Source organism: Terriglobales bacterium (assembly GCA_035457425.1).
Taxonomy (GTDB): domain Bacteria; phylum Acidobacteriota; class Terriglobia; order Terriglobales; family Acidobacteriaceae; genus JACPNR01.
The window spans coordinates 1-17,086 of record DATIBR010000150.1 but is presented as its reverse complement, the minus strand read 5'-3'; the positions used below and the strand labels follow the sequence as shown (position 1 = coordinate 17,086).

17 protein-coding genes are annotated in these 17,086 nt (G+C 67.7%); 5 read left to right on the top strand and 12 right to left on the bottom strand.

The window, feature by feature from the left end; translation table 11 throughout:
- The 3 genes from VLA96_11470 to VLA96_11460 all read left to right on the top strand — a co-directional run.
- Positions 1 to 726, top strand: a 726-nt coding sequence (locus VLA96_11470) for an ATP-binding protein (GenBank protein ID HSE49819.1), incomplete at its 5' end; no start/stop codon positions are given.
- A gap of 24 nt (positions 727 to 750) precedes the next feature.
- On the top strand, positions 751 to 1,356 hold the full coding sequence (locus VLA96_11465) for a hypothetical protein (GenBank protein HSE49818.1): 606 nt from the start codon (positions 751 to 753) through the stop codon (positions 1,354 to 1,356).
- 96 nt (positions 1,357 to 1,452) lie between these two features.
- Positions 1,453 to 3,051 carry a hypothetical protein gene (locus tag VLA96_11460; protein ID HSE49817.1) on the top strand — a complete coding sequence of 533 codons (1,599 nt, stop codon included), beginning with the start codon at positions 1,453 to 1,455 and terminating at the stop codon, positions 3,049 to 3,051.
- Here VLA96_11460 and VLA96_11455 read toward each other — a convergent pair whose 3' ends face one another.
- The 5 genes from VLA96_11455 to VLA96_11435 form a co-directional block, all read right to left on the bottom strand.
- Positions 3,052 to 3,462, bottom strand: a complete 411-nt coding sequence (locus VLA96_11455) for a DUF1232 domain-containing protein (protein ID HSE49816.1) — start codon at positions 3,460 to 3,462, stop codon at positions 3,052 to 3,054. It lies immediately after the preceding gene.
- A gap of 20 nt (positions 3,463 to 3,482) precedes the next feature.
- Positions 3,483 to 4,748, bottom strand: a complete 1,266-nt coding sequence (locus VLA96_11450; GenBank protein HSE49815.1) for a Glu/Leu/Phe/Val dehydrogenase dimerization domain-containing protein — start codon at positions 4,746 to 4,748, stop codon at positions 3,483 to 3,485.
- Between the two features lie 13 nt (positions 4,749 to 4,761).
- Positions 4,762 to 5,907 (bottom strand): hypothetical protein, encoded by a 1,146-nt coding sequence (locus tag VLA96_11445; protein HSE49814.1) that lies wholly within the window; start codon positions 5,905 to 5,907, stop codon positions 4,762 to 4,764.
- A 174-nt stretch (positions 5,908 to 6,081) separates the two neighbouring features.
- Positions 6,082 to 6,462: a hypothetical protein gene (locus tag VLA96_11440; GenBank protein ID HSE49813.1), complete on the bottom strand. Its 381-nt coding sequence runs from the start codon at positions 6,460 to 6,462 to the stop codon at positions 6,082 to 6,084.
- Positions 6,463 to 6,557: 95 nt separating this feature from the next.
- The gene (locus VLA96_11435) at positions 6,558 to 7,145 is read right to left on the bottom strand and encodes a hypothetical protein (protein ID HSE49812.1); all 588 of its coding nucleotides are present in this window, start codon (positions 7,143 to 7,145) and stop codon (positions 6,558 to 6,560) included.
- A gap of 119 nt (positions 7,146 to 7,264) precedes the next feature.
- On the opposite strand from VLA96_11435, the gene VLA96_11430 reads away from it, so the two are divergent.
- Positions 7,265 to 8,596: an MFS transporter gene (locus VLA96_11430; GenBank protein HSE49811.1), complete on the top strand. Its 1,332-nt coding sequence runs from the start codon at positions 7,265 to 7,267 to the stop codon at positions 8,594 to 8,596.
- Between the two features lie 77 nt (positions 8,597 to 8,673).
- Positions 8,674 to 9,444, top strand: coding sequence for an enoyl-ACP reductase (locus VLA96_11425; protein ID HSE49810.1), 771 nt, complete (start codon positions 8,674 to 8,676; stop codon positions 9,442 to 9,444).
- A 44-nt stretch (positions 9,445 to 9,488) separates the two neighbouring features.
- On the opposite strand, the gene tsaE is transcribed toward VLA96_11425, so the two are convergent.
- From tsaE to VLA96_11390, 7 genes are all read right to left on the bottom strand, one after another.
- On the bottom strand, positions 9,489 to 9,935 hold the full coding sequence (tsaE, locus tag VLA96_11420; GenBank protein HSE49809.1) for a tRNA (adenosine(37)-N6)-threonylcarbamoyltransferase complex ATPase subunit type 1 TsaE: 447 nt from the start codon (positions 9,933 to 9,935) through the stop codon (positions 9,489 to 9,491).
- Entirely contained in the window at positions 9,935 to 11,509 is a 1,575-nt protein-coding gene (locus VLA96_11415) for an NAD(P)H-hydrate dehydratase (protein HSE49808.1), read from the bottom strand. Before VLA96_11415 ends, tsaE begins: the two co-directional genes overlap by 1 nt.
- Positions 11,510 to 11,516: 7 nt before the next feature.
- Positions 11,517 to 12,536, bottom strand: coding sequence for a potassium channel protein (locus VLA96_11410; protein ID HSE49807.1), 1,020 nt, complete (start codon positions 12,534 to 12,536; stop codon positions 11,517 to 11,519).
- A 63-nt stretch (positions 12,537 to 12,599) separates the two neighbouring features.
- A complete protein-coding gene (locus tag VLA96_11405) occupies positions 12,600 to 14,177 on the bottom strand; it encodes an amino acid permease (protein HSE49806.1) in 1,578 nt (525 codons plus the stop codon).
- 12 nt (positions 14,178 to 14,189) lie between these two features.
- Entirely contained in the window at positions 14,190 to 15,764 is a 1,575-nt protein-coding gene (locus VLA96_11400; protein HSE49805.1) for an amino acid permease, read from the bottom strand.
- Between the two features lie 7 nt (positions 15,765 to 15,771).
- Positions 15,772 to 16,395 carry a thiamine phosphate synthase gene (gene thiE / locus VLA96_11395; protein ID HSE49804.1) on the bottom strand — a complete coding sequence of 208 codons (624 nt, stop codon included), beginning with the start codon at positions 16,393 to 16,395 and terminating at the stop codon, positions 15,772 to 15,774.
- An 18-nt stretch (positions 16,396 to 16,413) separates the two neighbouring features.
- The coding region (locus VLA96_11390) for a carbamoyl phosphate synthase (GenBank protein HSE49803.1) at positions 16,414 to 17,086 on the bottom strand (673 nt) is incomplete at its 5' end.

The following is a 17,086-nucleotide window of genomic DNA, read 5'->3' as shown; positions in this document are numbered from 1 at the left end:
CGCCTCGCCGCCATCGGCCGCCTCACCTCCGGCGTGGCGCACGAGGTCAAGAACCCCATCAACGCCATCGTCGTCCACCTGGAAGTGCTGCGCGAGAAGCTGAAGGCGGTCGACCCCGACACCCGCCGCCACATGGAGATCATCGGCAACGAGATCCGGCGGCTTGATCGCGTGGTGCAGACGCTGGTGGATTTCACGCGCCCGGTGGAGCTGCGACTTGCGGAAGTGGACCTGCGGCGCCTGGTGGAAGAGGTGGTCGTGCTCGCCGCTCCGGAAGCGCAGCGGCACGGGGTGCGCATCGTCCACGAGATGGCGCCTGCGCCGGTGCGCGCCAACGTGGACGCCGACCTCATCAAGCAGGCGACCCTCAACATCGCGCTCAACGGCGTACAGGCGATGGAGGCGGGCTCCGGCGGCACGCTCACCATCACCACCGCCGCGCGTGGAGACCAGGCCTTCATCACGGTCGCCGACCAGGGTCCCGGGATCCCGCCCGAGCTGCGCGACAAGGTCTTCAATCTCTACTTCACCACCAAGAAATCCGGCACCGGCATCGGCCTGGCCATGACATATCGCGTGCTGCAGTTGCACAATGGGAAGGTCGACTTCGAGTCCGAGCCGGGCCGCGGCGCCACCTTCCATCTCCAACTCCCATTGGTCGATCGGGCAGAGGGCGCGGTGGACGTTCGTAACAACGAAAAGGAAGTGGCTGCCCAGGGCGGGTAGTGCATCCTAGTGAGTACCGTCTGAATGAATGCTGTTCGCCATTTCGTCCTGCTGGCCGTGCTGCTTTCGCTCGCCACCACGGGCTGCAGCTGGTTCAAGCGCAAGAAGCAGCCCGCGACCGTGCCGCAGGCGCAGGCGCCGACCGTGACGGAGCCGAAGCCGGCTGAACCTCTGCCGGCCACGGCCTCGCAGGCACCGCCGGCGGAAGAGCCGAAGCCGGCCGAGACCGCGGCTGCGGCCAAGCCGAAGCCCAAGCCGCGACCTGCGCATCCGGTGAAGAAGGTCGTGGTGCCTCCGCCGAAGCCGGAAGAAGAAACCACGGCCGCGGCGGCCCCGCCGCCGCGAGTCACGGTGCAGGAGAGCGCGCCTGCCGGCAACCAGATCTCCTCCGCGATGCCGCACGACGAGGCGACCGACAGCAAGCGCACGACGCTGCAACTGCTCGAGGCCACCGACACCAACCTGCGCAACCTGAAGCGCAGCCTGAGTCGCGACGAGAAGGCCATGGTCGAGCAGATCCGCGCCTACCAGCAGCAGGCGCGCACGGCCGACCAGCAGGGCGACGTCGTCCGCGCCCACAACCTCGCGCTCAAGGCGCACCTGCTCTCCGACGAATTAGTGAAGCGCTAGGGAGTCTCGGCGCATCGAAACCCCGCGCGCCGGTTTGCGATATCCTTTTCGGCGCGTTTCCTGGGCCCCGAAGATCGCCGTACCTGGAGGAGATCGATGCATTCCCGGATCCTGCTGCTCGTTCTGGCTGTCCTGCTGACCCCCGCGCTGGCCGACGAAGGCCACCAGCACGCCATGCCGGCCGGCGAGAACTTCGGCACCGTGCACTTCGCGACCTCGTGCTCGGCCGCGGCGCAGCCCAAGTTCCAGCGCGCCGTTGCCATCCTGCACTCCTTCGGATACGAGCACGCGCGCACGGCGTTCGAAGACGTCGCGAAGCAGGACCCGCAGTGCGCCATGGCGTACTGGGGCGTGGCGATGACGCACTATCGCGGCCTGTGGGAGCAGATGGAGTTCGCCGAAGGCGCCGCCGCGGTCGCGAAGGCGCGCGAGATCGCGCAGGCGAACACGAAGACCACCGCCCGCGAGCGCGGCTACCTCGAGGCCATTGCTAACATCTTCGCCGACCAGTCCAAGCCGCTGCGCGAGCGCGCGCTCGCCTATGAGCTGGCGATGGCGAAGTTGCACACCGACTACCCTGACGACACCGAGGCCGCCATCTTCTACGCCCTGGCCCTGGACGTGAACGCCCCCAAGGGCGACAAGACCTACGCCAACCAGCGCAAGGCGCGCGACATCCTGGTCCCCATCTTCGAGAAGCAGCCCAACCATCCCGGGCTGGCGCACTACATCATCCACGCCTCCGACTTCCCGCCGCTGGCCGCCGAGGCCCTGCCCGCGGCGCGCCGCTACGCCGCCATTGCGCCCGCCTCCGCGCACGCGCAGCACATGCCCTCGCACATCTTCATCCGGCTGGGGCTGTGGGACGAGGCCATCAAGTCGAATCGCAAGTCTGCCGCCGCCGCCGAGCGCGACCAGAAGACCGCCAGGACCAACGAAGCCTACAACCAGCGCCTGCACGCCATGGACTACATGGAGTACGGATACCTGCAGCTCGGACGCTCGGTCGAGGCGCGCGAGCTGCTGATCGAGGCGCAGCGCATCCGCGAGAAGGACGGCCTGAATCCCATCGGCGGCTACGCCGACGCCGCCATCCCGGCGCGCTTCGCGGTCGAGCGCCGCCAGTGGAAGGAAGCCGCGGCCCTGCCCGACCCCACCGGCGAGACGTACAACGACGCCATGACGTGGTTCGCCAAGGGCCTGGGCATCGGGCAGATGCCGCCGCCGGCCAACGGCAATCGCCTGATGGACAACACCAAGCTCCGCAACATCGTGGGCAAGCTGTACGCCATCCGTGAGAAGCTGGCGCAGAAGGGCGACAAGTTCTGGTCTGACCAGGTGGAGGTGCAGCGTCTCCAGCTGCTCGCCTGGGCCGAGATGATGGAGAAAGACACCGACAAGGCATTGGAGCACGCGCGCGCCGCCGCCGACCTGGAAGACGCGACCGAGAAGCCTCCGGTCACGCCCGGCCCGATCATCCCGGCGCGCGAGAACCTGGCCAACATGCTGGTCGCCGCCGGGCGCCCGGCCGACGCGCTCACCGAATACGAGGCCGTGTTGAAGGTCGCGCCCAACCGGCTCAACGCCATCACCGGCGCGGTGAAGACGGCCGAGGCGGCCGGTGAGAAGCAGAAGGCGAAGGACTATCGCGCGAAGCTGGGTGAGTTGCGGAAGACCGCGAAGATCGGCCTGTAACTACATCTCGATGGTGCCTTCCCACTCCTGGAAGGCTTCGAGATCGTCGCGGATGGCGGCCATCACCAGCCCGATGACCGCGGCGTCGTCGATGAAGCCGATGAGCGGCAGCACGTCGGGCAGCAGGTCCATCGGGTTCACGAGGTAAAGCAGGGCGGCGAGCGCCGCCACGATGGTCTTCTTCGGCAGCCGGGTGTAGGTCTTGTCTTTCCAAGCGCGCAGCATGCGCAGCAGCGCGGCGATGTCGCGCCACACGCTGCGCAGTTTGCGGCGGTTGGTCCGCGACTTGTGCACCGCCTCGGCGAGCAGCAGGCTGGTCTCGCGCGTGCGCCCGAACAGGCGCTCCGCGTCGCGCTCTTCGCGCGCCAGCGCGCTCCGCAGCTCGCGCTCGTTCATGCTTCGGTCCGCCATCGCGTTCAGGATATCAGGCTTTACGTGCCGCGCAGCTTCTCGGCGCGCGCCACGCGCTCGATCGCGACCTCGTACGCCGCCGTCCGCAGCTGCACCTTCTCCGACTTCGCGCGGTCGGCCACCGTGCGGTAGGCCTTCCCCATGATCTTGTCGAGCTCGCTGTTGACGTGCGCCTCTTCCCAGAAGACCTGCTGCAGGTTCTGCGCCCACTCGAAGTACGAGCAGGTCACGCCGCCGGCGTTCGCCAGGATGTCGGGCACGACCATCACGCCCTTGCTGTGGAGGATCTCGTCGGCCGAGGGCGTGGTCGGCAGGTTCGCGCCTTCCACGATCAGCCTGGCCTTCACCCGCGCGGCGTTGCCGCCGTGCAGCACGCATTCCAGCGCCGCGGGAACCAGCACGTCGCAGTCGGCTTCCAGCAGCTCTTCGTTGGTCAAGCTCTCGCCGCCCGGGAATCCCACCACCGACCCGGTCTTCTTCAGGTGGACGAGGACCTCCTCGACCGGCAGGCCTTTCGCGCTGTAGACGCCGCCCTTCACGTCGCTGAGACCCACGATCTTGCAGCCCAGTCGCTCGATCAGCAGCGCCGCGTTCGAGCCCACGTTGCCGAAGCCCTGCACGCAGACGCGCAGCTTGCCCAACTCGAGCCCCAGGTCCTTCGCCGCCTCGCGCACCATGAACGAGACGCCGCGGCCGGTGGCCTGCTCGCGCCCGAGCGAGCCGCCCAGGTCCACCGGCTTGCCGGTGCAGCACGCCGGCGTGTAGCCGTGCGCCGAAGAGTACTCGTCGAACAGCCACGTCATCGTCTGCGCGTTGGTGTTCACGTCGGGCGCGGGCACGTCGCGATAGGGCCCGAGGATGAGGTGGATGCGCGAGGTGAACTTGCGCGTCATCTTCTCCAGTTCCTTCTGCGACATCTGGCTCGGGTCGCAGGTCACGCCGCCCTTCGCCCCGCCGAAGGGGATGTTCGCCACCGCGGTCTTCCACGTCATCGCCGCCGCCAGTGCGCGCACCTCGTCGAGATCGACGTTGGGGTGGTAGCGGATGCCGCCCTTCGCCGGGCCGCGCACGCCGTTGTGCTGCACGCGGTAGCCGATGAACACCTGCAACCGCCCGTCGTCCATGCGCACCGGGATCTCGACGCGCAACTCGCGGAACGGCGTCGAGAGGAGCAACTGCATGTCCTTGTCGAGCCCGAGCCGCTCGGCTGCGAGCTTGAAGTTGCCGCGCGTGATCTCGATCGCGGATTCGTGAACCTGTTGCGCTGCCGCTCCGGGTGTCGCCATCCGTCGTCGTCTCCTAGCGCCCTTTGGCTATCTCGGCATTCACCTTGGTGAGGAGCCCCCGGGCCTGCTGCTGGTACGGGCCTTGCACGGCGACGGCCTCGGTCAGCACCGCCTTCGCCTGCGCGTACTGTTTCTGCAGCGAGTACGCGTTGGCCAGGTAGAACAGCACGGTCGAGTAGGCTTGCGCGTTCGACTTGAGCGCGGGCGCCGCCAGCTTCAACTGCTCGGCGGCGGCGGCCATCTTGTTCTGCTTCATCAGGGCGCGGCCCAGCGCCGAGCGGGCGATCGCGGCCGAGAGCTTGCGCGCGTCGTCCGCGTCCGGCGCCTCCGGCTTCGCCACCTCGACGGCGTGCTGGGCGTACTGCACCGCCTTGGCGAGGTTCGCGCCCTTGGGCTCATCGGCGTAGATGTCGGCCATCATCACCAGCACTGGCAGCTCGTCCGGCTTCTGCGCCAGCACCATTTCGCCGTACGCCACCGCGCCGGCGGCGTCGTTGAGCTGCTGCAGCGTCCAGATCGCCACCTGCGAGAGCTGGCCCTCGTACTTCGACTCCACGAACGACTCGTTGAACGCCTGCACGTACGCCAGCCGCTGCTTCGGGTCCTTCTCGCGCGCGACCGCCGCGTAAGCCGCGTTCTCCAGGAACTCGTAGGCCGGCGCCGCCGACTGCTTCATCTGCTCCTTCTGGTTGGCGAAGTCGTCGTCGCTCATGCCCTCGGGCTTCTTTGCGTCGGCGATGCTCTTCACCAGCTTGCCGCCGCGCGCGGCGTAGTCGAACACCTTGTCGTTCAGCGCGGCGTTCTGCGCGAAGGTCACCTGCGAGACGTAGAGGTCGAGGTTGCCGGGCACGGCCGCGAGCGCCTGGTCGCCGAAGGCCAGCGCCGCCTTGTTGTCGCCGCCGGCGGCGGCCAGTTGCGCAAGCTGCGAGTAGCCGTACGCCGCCGCCATCGGGTCGGAGGCGTACTTGCCGACGAACTCGGTGTACATCGCCTTCTGCTTGGCGGCGTCGGTCTCTTTCCCGATGGCCTGCAACTCCAGGTCGGCGGGCGAGCCGGCGGTGATGTTGATGGCGGTGAGCTGTGCGGCCGCGCGCGGCGAGGCGGCGACACACGCGAGCAGCAGGACAGCTACGCCTGCGAGCCAGCGTCGGGTGCGCATATGCGACCTCCGTGGCCCTGGCTGCCGGGGGTTGCAGCAGGGATGTGCCTGGGGACGTGCGAAGACGCGCGCATCGTACTTCCCTTCCTCACCGGAAGGCAAGAATAGAAGGAGCGCTGACCTCCAGGTCGGCTGGCGCGGAGGCCTCCACGCCTCCGTGAGGGCGGGACGCCCTCACTCCTGCCGGCCAGAGGCCGGTGCTCCCGGCTTTTTCCTTTGCGCCAGGACCAGCGGCTGGCTGGTCGGGAGAAGCACCACCGAAAGCAGTCCTTCGCGCTCCAGCGCCAGGGCGGCCTCGCGGTCGTGCAGCAGGACGACGCCGTGCTCGGAGACCTGTGGCAGCGCGGCCCGCAGCTTGGCCTCGTGGCCGGCGGCGCACAGCAGCATGTCGATGCGTCCGCGGACCGGCTGCCCGTCCGCCAGTGCGACCAGCTTGCCGGCGCCGTTCGCGCGCTGCGCTTCCTCGACCACGCGGCGCGCCTCCGCCGAGACGCCCGCAGCCGCGACCACCTCCGGCTTCACCGTGAGCACCAGCGAGCGCAGGAAAGAAGCCACTTCGGTTTGATCTGTGATCTGCAATTTGTAATTTGTAATTGGGAAACTCGGTTCGACCAATTCCAAATTACAAATTACAGATTACCAATCACAAATCACAGATCCTCCGGCGCCGACGCCGTGATGGCGAACCCCGCCGGCACGATGATCACCCGCGGCAGCGTGCCGTCGCGCATCCGGAACTTGGCCAGGTCTTCCAGCGAGTCCACCTTCAGGTAGGTGCGCATCAGGGAGTCCGCCGGGATGTCCTCGAACTCGAACAGGTCGCCGGGCACGAAGGTGGCTTGAGCCGCCAACAGCAGGTCGCGTTCGTTGCGGAAGTCGGTCTTCAGCTTGGGGTCGAGCACCAGCGCCCAGTAGACGTCGTACTCGCGCGACTTCCCCGGCGCGGGCAGCGCGTTGATGATGGCGTTGTGGTCGTAGTCCTCGCTGCCCTCGAGGTGGTATTGGGTTCCGGGCGCGACCAGGTACAGGTTGAGCCGCTTATCGCGCGGCTTGGTGTCGGTGACGCGCGGCCCCAGTCGCCACGGTCCCACGGTCACCGGCTTGGGCGCGTCCGCCAGCACGAGGCGCGCGGCCGCGCCGTCCAGGTAGACGGCCTCCAGCGTGCGGGAGTCCGGCGCGGGCGCCGCGGCCAACAGCATGCCGGCGCACAGCCCGAATGTGGCGCCTGTGGCGCCCAAGGTTCTGGCTCGCAGTCAGTCCTCCTGGCGAGGCGTCCTCGATTATAGGCGGTACTCCCCTCGTCCTGGCGGCCATCGCCAAAAGCCGCGGGCCCACGATAGATTGGTCGCACCGGGTCATGCGCAACATCCTCCAGCAACGCGGGCTGCGCTTCGTGTTCGCGGCGAACATCATCTCGATGCTCGGCAGCGGGATGAACACCGCCGCCGTCACCTGGTCCATCCTGCAGCGGACGCACTCCGAGATCGCCCTCGGCACGCTTGCCGTGCTCGGCACGCTGCCCGGCATGCTGATGCTGCCCTTCACCGGCGTGATCATCGACCGCGAAGACCGCCGCCACCTGGTGATGATGCTCGACGCCGGCCGCGCCGTCGTGGTGGCCGTCGTCGCCGCGCTTGCCCTGCGCGGCGAGGCCAAGACCTGGCTGCTGTACCTCATGACGGTGTTCGTCGCCGCCGGCTTCTGGATGTTCTGGCCCACTATCACCGCGCTCATCCAGGAGCTCACGCCCGAGTCGGAGTTCGTCCACGCCAACACCTTCCTGTTGGCGGGCGTGCAGGGCGGGTGGCTCATCGCCGGCTCGATCGTCGGGTTCGTCTACGACCGCATCGGCTTGGGCGGCGTGCTCGTCATCGACTTCGCGACCTACCTCATCTCGTTCCTCTGCTACCTGTTCGTGCGCAAGGGCCGGCAGGTGGTGAAGCCGCACGACAGCGGGCCGAAGCCTGAGGGCACGGTCGCGCGCTACTTCCACGAGCTGCGGGAGGGCATCGGCTACGTCCGCGGCAAGCCGTACGTCATCCTGCTGGGCGCGGCGTGGGCGCTGTTCATCGGCGCCATGCTGACGCAGGGCGTGATCACCGCCCCGTTCTCCGACCGCATCCTGCACGCCGGCGCCATCGGATATGGCTGGCTCAACGCCGGCTGGGGCATCGGCGCCTTCCTCAGCGCGCTCTACGCGCCCGCGCTCATCAAGCGCATGGGCTCGCGCCACTCGGTCGCGATGTCCATGGCGCTGCTCGCGCTCAGCCTGTTCGTGCTGCCGGTCTCGCGCTGGCTCGCGCTCGCCGTCCTGATCTACGCCGTCATGGGCTCGGCGCGCGGCGTCGGCGGCATCGGCATCTCCAGCACCATGATGGAGATCGTCCCCAAGCACTTCATGGGGCGCGTGCAGAACCTGTTCTACTTCGCTGGAACGGCGTTGCAGATCGGCGTCGGGTACATGGTCGGCGTGACCGCGCACAAGACCTCGCTCACCTACGGCTTCTTCATGGTCGGCGCGCTCTACCTGCTGGCGACGCTCGCGGCCATCTGGCCCGTCGCCCCGCCGGAAAAATATCTCCAGCCGGAGCCGGTGGCCGCCGAAGGCTCCTATCCGCTCGAGATGGGCGCGGCGCCGGCGCACGGCGAGTCGGTGCCGGCGAATCCAGAACACGACGCGGAGCGTTGACCGGTTTCAGATTCCGCAGTTCCGCACTTCGGCAATCCGGCAGTCCGCTGTTATCCTGTCTCGTTTCGGGGGGACTCATGACGAAACCCATGGAAGGGCGTGCCGCGGTCGTGTTCGGCGTCGCCAACAAGCGCTCCATCGCCTGGGCCATCGCGCAGCGGCTGCAGGAAGCCGGCGCGCAGCTCGCCATCACCTACCAGAACGAGCGCCTGAAGGAAGAGGCCCACGACCTCATCCAGTCGCTCCCCGGCGCTGAGGCCTTCCAGTGCGACGTCGCCAGCGACCAGGAGCTCGCCGGCCTGTTCGAGCGCCTGCAGACCCGCTACGGCAAGCTGCACACCGTCATCCACAGCGTCGCCTACGCTCCCGCCGACGAGCTGAAGAACGATTTCGTCATGACCACGCGCGAGGGCTTCCGCGTCGCGCTCGACGTCAGCTGCTACTCGCTTATCGCGGTCGCGCGCCACGCCCAGCCGCTCATGACCGACGGCGGCTCGGTCGTCACCCTTACTTATTACGGCGCCGAGAAAGTCGTTCCCCACTATAACGTGATGGGAATAGCTAAAGCAGCACTTGAAGCTTCGGTGCGCTACCTGGCGAACGACCTCGGCCCGCAGAAGATCCGCGTCAACGCCATCTCCGCCGGCCCCATCAAGACGCTGGCCGCGCGCGGCATCTCCGGCCTGGGCGACATGCTCAAGTCCCACGCCGAGCGCGCGCCGCTCAAGCGCAACGTCGACGTCAACGAGGTCGCCGACACCGCCGTCTTCCTCTCCTCCGACGGCGGCAGTGGCATCACCGGCGAGGTGCTCTACGTCGATTGCGGGTACAACATCATGGGATTTTGACGTGGGTGGCTTGGCCGGTACCGTCGCCGGCCGGCGGCACGCCGCTAGCTGCTCGCCGCGGCCCCTTGGATCAGCACGATCCGTCGCTCCGATTCGGAGCGCCGTTCGAAACGAATCTCCGCGTCCCGCTCCTTCTTGAACCGCGCGAACTTCTCTCCCCACTCCATCAGGAGGACGCTGCGATCGCTCCGCAGGTCGTCGAGGCCGAGCGTCTCCAGCTCGCGCGGCGTGTCCACGCGATACAGGTCGATGTGGAAGACGTCGGCGCCCTGGCCGCGGTACTCATGGATGAGCGTGAACGTCGGGCTGGTCACGTCTTCCTGCTTCGCTGCCCCAAAGCCTTCCGCGATCCCCTTGATGAGCGTCGTCTTCCCTGCTCCAAGGTCGCCGGTCAGGACGACGAGCTTCGGCGGCGCGAGCTCGCGCGCGAGCTTCCGCCCGAGCGCGACCGTTTCCTCCGGTGAGTGCGTGGTGAATTCCTTCGTCGGCATCAGGGATTGATCACCACGGTTTCGTGGTGCACAGTTTCGGCCGCGACGCGGAACGCGTCGCCGATCTCGCCCAGGATGTCGGTGGCTACCATCGAGGGCTCGCTGTCGGCCGCGCGCGCCAGGTCGCCGGCAAGCCCGTGCAGGTACACCGCCGCGCCCGCGGTCTCGCCCGAGCATTGCTTCGCGCCCGAAGAGATGCCCGCGATCATTCCTGTGAGCACGTCGCCGCTGCCGCCCTTCGCCATCCCCGGGTTCCCGGTCGCGTTCACCCAGACTCCGTGCTCCGGCGTCGCCACGATGGTGCGGTGACCTTTCAGCACCAGCGTGCAGCGATGCTCTTTGGCAAAGCTCAACGCCAGCCCGACCGGATCCGCCGCGATCGCCGCCATGTCTTTTCCGGTGAGCCGCGCGAACTCTCCCGGATGCGGCGTCAGCACCAGCGGCCGTCGGCTGCCGTCGAGCAACTGTGCCGTGCCCGCGAAGGCGTTCAGGCCGTCGGCGTCGAGCACCACCGGCTGCTTCGCCTGCTTCACCAGCGCGCGCACGAACTCCACTGTCTCGGCGTCCTGCCCGAGCCCCGGCCCGATGGCGAGCACGCTCTTGCCGGCGCACAACTTCTCCATCCGGCCGTATTCCATCGCTTTGAGCGAGACGCCGCCCGCCTCCGTCTCTTCCAGCCCTTCGGTCATCAGCTCGGGCGCAAAGCTGGCAGCCAGCTTCTGCACCGACCGCGGGGTCGCGACCGTGACCAGCCCCGCGCCGGCGCGCAGCGCGCCCATGCCCGCCATCGCCGCCGCGCCCGCCTTGCCGGCGGACCCGCCGAGGACCAGCACGTGGCCAAAATCGCCCTTGTGCGCGTCGGCCCGTCGCGGCGCCAGCAAACCCGCGAAATCCGCGGCTGTGATGAGGTTCAGCCCCAGCTTCGACTCGATCGCCTCCGCGGGCGACCCGATGGGCGCCACGAACGTGGGCCCGTCGGTCAGTCGCGCGAACAGGTGCGCCGGCTTGGGCGCGGTAAAGGTCACGACCGCGTTCGCGCGCGCCACCGCGCCGCTCGGCTTGCCGGTCGCGTCGCTGTCCGCGCCCGAGGGGATGTCCACCGCCAGCACCGGCGCCTTCGCCGCGTTCATCGCCGTGATGGCCTCGGCGTAGAGCCCGGTGACCGGCGGCTTCACTCCGGTTCCCAGGAGCGCGTCGACGATCAAATCGCAATCGAACAGCCCCTCCTCCACCGCCTCGCGCAGTTCGCCCCCGGAGGTGAGCTCGGTCGACTCCATCGGCAATTGCTCGAACATCTGCGCCGCGTCGCCTTTCAGCTCGCTCGCGGCTGCGAGCAGCGCCACCCCCACCTGCTTGCCGGCCTGCGAGAGCTTCCGCGCGGCGACGAACCCGTCGCCGCCGTTGTTCCCTTTTCCGCAGACGACGACCACGCGCCGCGCCTCCGGCCAGCGCGCGAGCGCGACGTCGGCGACCGCCGCGCCGGCGTTCTCCATCAGCGTGCTCGAGGCCACGCCGAAGCGCTCGCTGGTTGCGCGGTCGATCTCACGCATCTCGGCGGCAGTGACGATCTTCATTTTGGCCTTAGCGGGTCGCCGCGGCCGCGGCGCTCTGCTCCAGCTTGCGCAGGCTCTTCGATTCCCCGATGGCGATCAGGAAGTCGTTGGGGCGGATCACGTCGCCGGCCGCCGGGTTGAACTTCATCGTCTGGCCGTCGCGCTTGATGGCCAGCACGATCACCCCGAGCTGCTGGTGGATGTGCGACTCCCCGATGGTGACGCCCGCCAGCTGCGAGGCCGGCGCGACCTGGATCTCCTCGATCTCCAGGTCCACGTTGGGGTCGAGCGTGGCGAGGTCGAGGAAGTCGAGCACCTTGGGCCGCAGGAACTGCTGCGCGATGCGGTGCCCGGCGAACGAGTACGGCGAGATGATGCTGTCGGCGCCCGCGGTGCGCAGGTGCTTCTCCGCGTCTTCTTCGCTGGCGCGCGCGATGATGCGCAGCCGCGGCGCCAGTCCCCGCGCCGTCAGGACGATGTAGATGTTGGTGGCGTCGGTGGTCGTGGCCGCCACCAGCCCGACCGCGCGCTCGATGTGCACCGCGCGCAGCGTGGCTTCCTGGGTGGCGTCGCCCACCACCACCAGCCAGTCCTCGGGCAGCTTGTCGCGGCGGGCCTCGCTCGTCTCGATCACCACGAACGGCGCCGGCTTGCGCGCCAACTCGCGCGCCACGCTGCGGCCCACGCGTCCCGCGCCGCAGATGATGTAGTGCCCACTGAGCTTTTCGATGTCGCGCTCCATGCGCCTCTGCCCGAAGATCTTGCCGAGCTCGAATTCTAGCAAAGCCTGCGTCAGGGCCCCGATCGCCAGGAATACCGTGCCCACGCCGCCCACGATGAGGAAGACGTTAAAGATGCGCCCGGCATGCGAGAGCGGATGCACTTCCATGTAGCCCACGGTCGCAAACGTGGTCACGACCATGTACACGCAGTCCAGCCATGGCCAGCCCTCGATCAGGCGAAATCCGACCACGCCGACGATCCCGAGAAAGACCAGGAACATCAGCACGAGCCTCAGGTTCCGCAGCGGCTTCAGGATGGGCTTCACCTGCCGCGGATTCTAAACGCAAAAGGCCCGGAGCCGAAGCTCCGGGCCGTCCGAGCAGCGTCGCTACTTCTTCCGCGTCGACGCCGTGTAGGTGTCGCCCGACGGCGGGTTCTCCACGTGCACCACTTCCCCGCGCTGCACCTTGCTGTGCTTTACGCCGTAGAGGAAGTAGATGGCGAGTCCGATGGCCAGCCAGATCAGCAGCCGCAGCCACGTCACGCCGTTGAGGCCCAGCATCATCGCCAGCGAGATCAGGATGCCCATGATGGGCACGAACGGCACCCACGGCGTCTTGAACGGCCGGTGGACCTCCGGGCGCTTCACGCGCATCACCCACACGCCCGCGCATACGATCACGAACGCCATCAGCGTGCCGATGGAGACCATCTGGCCGAGGTCGCCGATCGGCACCAGCGAGCCGATGATGGCTACGCATACCCCAACGATCGCCGTCGACTTCCACGGCGTGCGGAACTTCGGGTGGATGTCGCCCGCCCACTTCCACAGCAGCCCGTCGTGCGCCATGGAGTAGAAGACGCGCGACTGGCCGAGCAGCATCACCAGCATCACCGTGCTGAGCCCCGCGAGGGCGCCCGCGTTCACCACGTAGCTGCCCCAGTGCACGCCCGTCTCGCGCATCGCCAGCGAGACCGGCGCGCCGATGTTCAGGCGCGAGTAGTGCACGGTCGCCGTCAGCAGGCCCGAGACCAGGATGTAAAGCACGGTGCAGACCACCAGGGACCCGAGGATGCCGATGGGCATGTCCTTTTGCGGGTTCTTGGCTTCCTGCGCCGCCGTCGAGACCGCGTCGAACCCGATGTACGCGAAGAACACCACGCCCGCCCCGCGCAAGACGCCCGACCACCCGTAGTGCCCGAACGTCCCGCTGTTCGTGGGCAGGAACACGCTCCAGTTCTGCTTCGCCACGTCCATGTGCTGGATCACGTACATGCCGGCGACCACGATGAAGGTGAGCACCGCGATCAGCTTCACGAACACGATGGCGGTGTTGAAGTTCGCCGATTCCTTGATGCCCACGATCAGGATGATGGTGACCGCGATGATGGCCAGGAACGCCACCAGGTTGAAGACCGTGGTGGTGTGCTGCGTCGCCCGCGCCAGCTCCTCCATGCTGAAGGAGCCCACCGGGCCCCAGCGCCCGTCGACCATCGCCCACTTCGCGCCCGGCACGTCGCAGATCTGCGGCGGCAGGTTGATGCCGTAATCCTGCAGGAAGGCGACCAGCGTGGAGCTCCATCCGGAAGCGACCGTCGCCGCGCCGAACGCGTACTCCAGGATCAGGTCCCACCCGATGATCCATGCCACCAGCTCGCCCAGCGTGGCGTAGCCGTAGGTGTAGGCCGAGCCCGCGATCGGGATCATCGAGGCGAACTCCGCGTAGCACAGGCCCGCGAACACGCAGCCGATGCCCGCCAACACGTACGACAGGACGATCGCCGGACCGGCGTACAGCGACGCCGCCGAACCGGTGAGCACGAAGATCCCCGCCCCGATGATGGCGCCGATGCCCAGCGTCACCAGGTTCACCGGACCGAGCGCCCGCTTCAGTCCATGCTCACTGGTGTCTGAGGCTTCCGCCATCAGCATGTCCAGCGACTTTCGTTTGAAGATATCAGCCATGATTTCTCCGGATTAGGCCCGGGCTCCGGTCCGGGCAGCGGAACTGCGAGACCACAGGAAATATACAGGAATCCCCAGCAGCACGATGGCAAGTCCCGGCCACGTGTACTGCGGCTTGTAGAGCAGCAGCACCACGTCCACGAACAGCGCCATCGCGATGTAGATGGCCGGCAGCACCGGGTACCCGAACGCCTTGTACGGACGCTCCGCGTTCGGCTGCTTCACGCGCAGCACGAACAACCCGACGATGGTGAGGATGTAGAACACCAGCACCGCGAAGATGATGTAGTCCAGCAACTGGCCGTACGTGCCCGAAAGGCACAGGATGCACGTCCACACCGCCTGCACGCCGAGCGAGACGTAGGGCGTCTTGTACGCCGGATGCAGTTTCCCCACGCTCTTGAAGAACAGCCCGTCCTTGGCCATGGCGTAGTACACGCGTGCGCCAGAGAGGATCAGACCGTTGTTGCAGCCGAAGGTGGAGACCAGGATGGCGGCGGCCATCAGGCTCGCGCCTACCGCACCGAACATCACCTGCATCGCGGCGGTCGCCACCCGGTCTTCCGGCGCGAACTGGATGCCCTTCCCCAGCAGGTCGATCGCGGCCGGGCTGCCCGCCAGCGGCAGCACCCGCAGGTAGATGTAGTTCACCGCGATATAGAGGAGGATGACGGCGCTGGTGCCCACCGCCAGGGCCAGCGGCAGGTTGCGCTTCGGATTCTTCATCTCGCCAGCGGTAAAAGTCACGTTGTTCCACGCGTCGGAAGAGAACAGCGAGCCCACCTGCGCCACCGCGATCACGGTCAGCACGCCCACGAATGCCGTGGTTCCGCTGGCCCCGACGGAGACGGGAAAGGTGGCGTCCCACGAGAAGTTCTTCCAGAATGCGCCGTTAACAAAGTTCGCCGCGATGGCCTGCGAGTTCGCGCCGACAAAGGCGCCCAGCAGCACTAGTCCAACCAGGGCCGCTGTCTTGGCGAAGGTGAAGACGTTCTGCACCAGCGCGCCCGTCCGGATGCCGAACAGGTTGACCACCGTCAGGATGACGATGGTCAGGATGCCGACCAGGTTCGCGGTGTTCAGCCCCACGTCCATGCCGCCGAGCTCCACCGGTCCGAGCAGGATCTTCGGCGCCTTCCAGTGCAATCCCAGGATCCAGTTGGTGGACGAGACCGCGGGGAAGAAGTGTCCCAGGAACTTTCCGAACGCCACGCCGACGGCCGCGATCGTCCCGGTCTGGATCACGAGAAAGAAGGTCCAGCCGTAGAGGAACCCCCACAGCGGCCCCAGCGACTCGCGCAGGTAGATGTACTGCCCGCCGGCGTGCGGCATCATCGCCGCCAGCTCGCCATAGGCCAGCGCGGCGCTCACCGTCATGAAGCCGGTCACCACCCAGGCCGCGATCAGCAGCGCGGGCGAGCCGGTGGTGCGCGCGATGTCGGCCGCCACGATGAACACGCCTGACCCGATCATCGAGCCCATCACCAGCGTGGTCGCGCTCGTCAGCCCGAGGCCCTTCACCAGCCCGGCGTCGTGGATGTCTTCGCCGTTCCGCAGTCTCGCGTCCGTTGCCGCGTCTGTGCTCATGGCATCCTTATTGCTGCAGGATCTGTAGGAACTCCTCGACCGCTGCGCGCGGCTTCACGCGCAGATCGCTGATCACCGCCACCGCGTCCGCGCCGGCTTCGATCACCCCGCGGCAGTTGGCACGCGTGATGCCGCCGATCGCCACCAGCGGCTTCCGGGTGGCGGCGCGCGCCCGTCGCACGCCTTCCAGGCCCACCACCGGCTCCGGCCTGTCTTTGCTCGCCGTGGCGAACACCGGGCCGATGGCGACGTAATCCGCCGGCCCCTCGTCCGCCGCCCCCAGCTGCCCAGCATTATGCGTCGAAACACCCACGCAACGCTGCTCGCCGACGACCTTTCGCGCGCCTGCCGGCGACAGGTCTTCCTGGCCCACGTGCACGCCCTCGAACCCGGCCGCCAGGCAGAGGTCCGCCCGGTCATTCATGACCCATTGGACGTGCGGCGCGGCCCGCCGGACCTCACGCGCCTGCGAAAGCACCTCGGGCGCGGTTCCCTGCTTGTTCCGGAGCTGGATGAGGGTGGCGCCGCCCGCGGCGAGCTTCTCCGCAAAGCGCGCCATGGCCAGCGCCGGGTCCTTCTCGCCGGCGAACAGCGCTGCGTCCAGGATGGGATAGAGCCGCGGGAGTCGCACGAGTCGGCTCATGGGTCGCTAGGCGGAAAGAACCTCTTTGATCGCAGCCTTCTTCTCTTCCTTCTTGGCGAGGAAGCGTTCCATGAACTTGGTGTCGTACTTGCCCGCGCGGAAGTCGGCGTCGGCCAGGATCTTCTTGTGCATGGGAATGGTCGTGAAGATGCCCTCGACCACGAACATGTCGAGCGCGCGCTGCATCCGCGCCATCGCCTCTTCCCGGTCCTTGCCGTGCGTGATGAGCTTGGCGATGAGCGAATCGTAGTACGGCGGGATCACGCCCTCCGCGTACGCCGCCGTGTCTACGCGCACCCCCGTGCCGCCCGGCTGGTGGAAGACGGTGACCTTCCCCGCCGACGGCGTGAACTTCTCCGGGTGCTCGGCGTTCACGCGGCACTCGATGGCGTGCCCGCGCATCTCGACGGGCGGCTTCACCAGTTCGCCCAGCTTCGCGCCCGCCGCGATCAGGATCTGGCTCTTCACCAGGTCCACGCCCGTCACCATCTCGGTGATGGGGTGCTCCACCTGGATGCGGGTGTTCATCTCGATGAAGTGCAGCTTGCGCTGCTCGTCCATCAGGAACTCCACCGTCCCGGCGTTCTGGTAGCCGATGTTGCCCAGCGACTTCACCAGGCGGTCGCCGATCTCCTTGCGCAGCTGCGGCGTCACCTGGGTCGACGGGCACTCCTCGAGC

Bases quoted from the DNA above. Each gene is read 5' to 3' on its own strand.
- VLA96_11460 (HSE49817.1), top strand. From the start codon at position 1,453: ATGCATTCCCGGATCCTGCTGCTCGTTCTGGCTGTCCTGCTGACCCCC.
- tsaE (HSE49809.1), bottom strand. From the start codon at position 9,935: ATGCCGACGAAGGAATTCACCACGCACTCACCGGAGGAAACGGTCGCG.
- VLA96_11405 (HSE49806.1), bottom strand. From the start codon at position 14,177: ATGGCTGATATCTTCAAACGAAAGTCGCTGGACATGCTGATGGCGGAA.
- VLA96_11465 (HSE49818.1), top strand. From the start codon at position 751: ATGAATGCTGTTCGCCATTTCGTCCTGCTGGCCGTGCTGCTTTCGCTC.
- VLA96_11425 (HSE49810.1), top strand. From the start codon at position 8,674: ATGACGAAACCCATGGAAGGGCGTGCCGCGGTCGTGTTCGGCGTCGCC.
- VLA96_11430 (HSE49811.1), top strand. From the start codon at position 7,265: ATGCGCAACATCCTCCAGCAACGCGGGCTGCGCTTCGTGTTCGCGGCG.
- VLA96_11400 (HSE49805.1), bottom strand. From the start codon at position 15,764: ATGAGCACAGACGCGGCAACGGACGCGAGACTGCGGAACGGCGAAGAC.
- VLA96_11445 (HSE49814.1), bottom strand. From the start codon at position 5,907: ATGCGCACCCGACGCTGGCTCGCAGGCGTAGCTGTCCTGCTGCTCGCG.
- VLA96_11415 (HSE49808.1), bottom strand. From the start codon at position 11,509: ATGAAGATCGTCACTGCCGCCGAGATGCGTGAGATCGACCGCGCAACC.
- VLA96_11450 (HSE49815.1), bottom strand. From the start codon at position 4,748: ATGGCGACACCCGGAGCGGCAGCGCAACAGGTTCACGAATCCGCGATC.
- VLA96_11455 (HSE49816.1), bottom strand. From the start codon at position 3,462: ATGGCGGACCGAAGCATGAACGAGCGCGAGCTGCGGAGCGCGCTGGCG.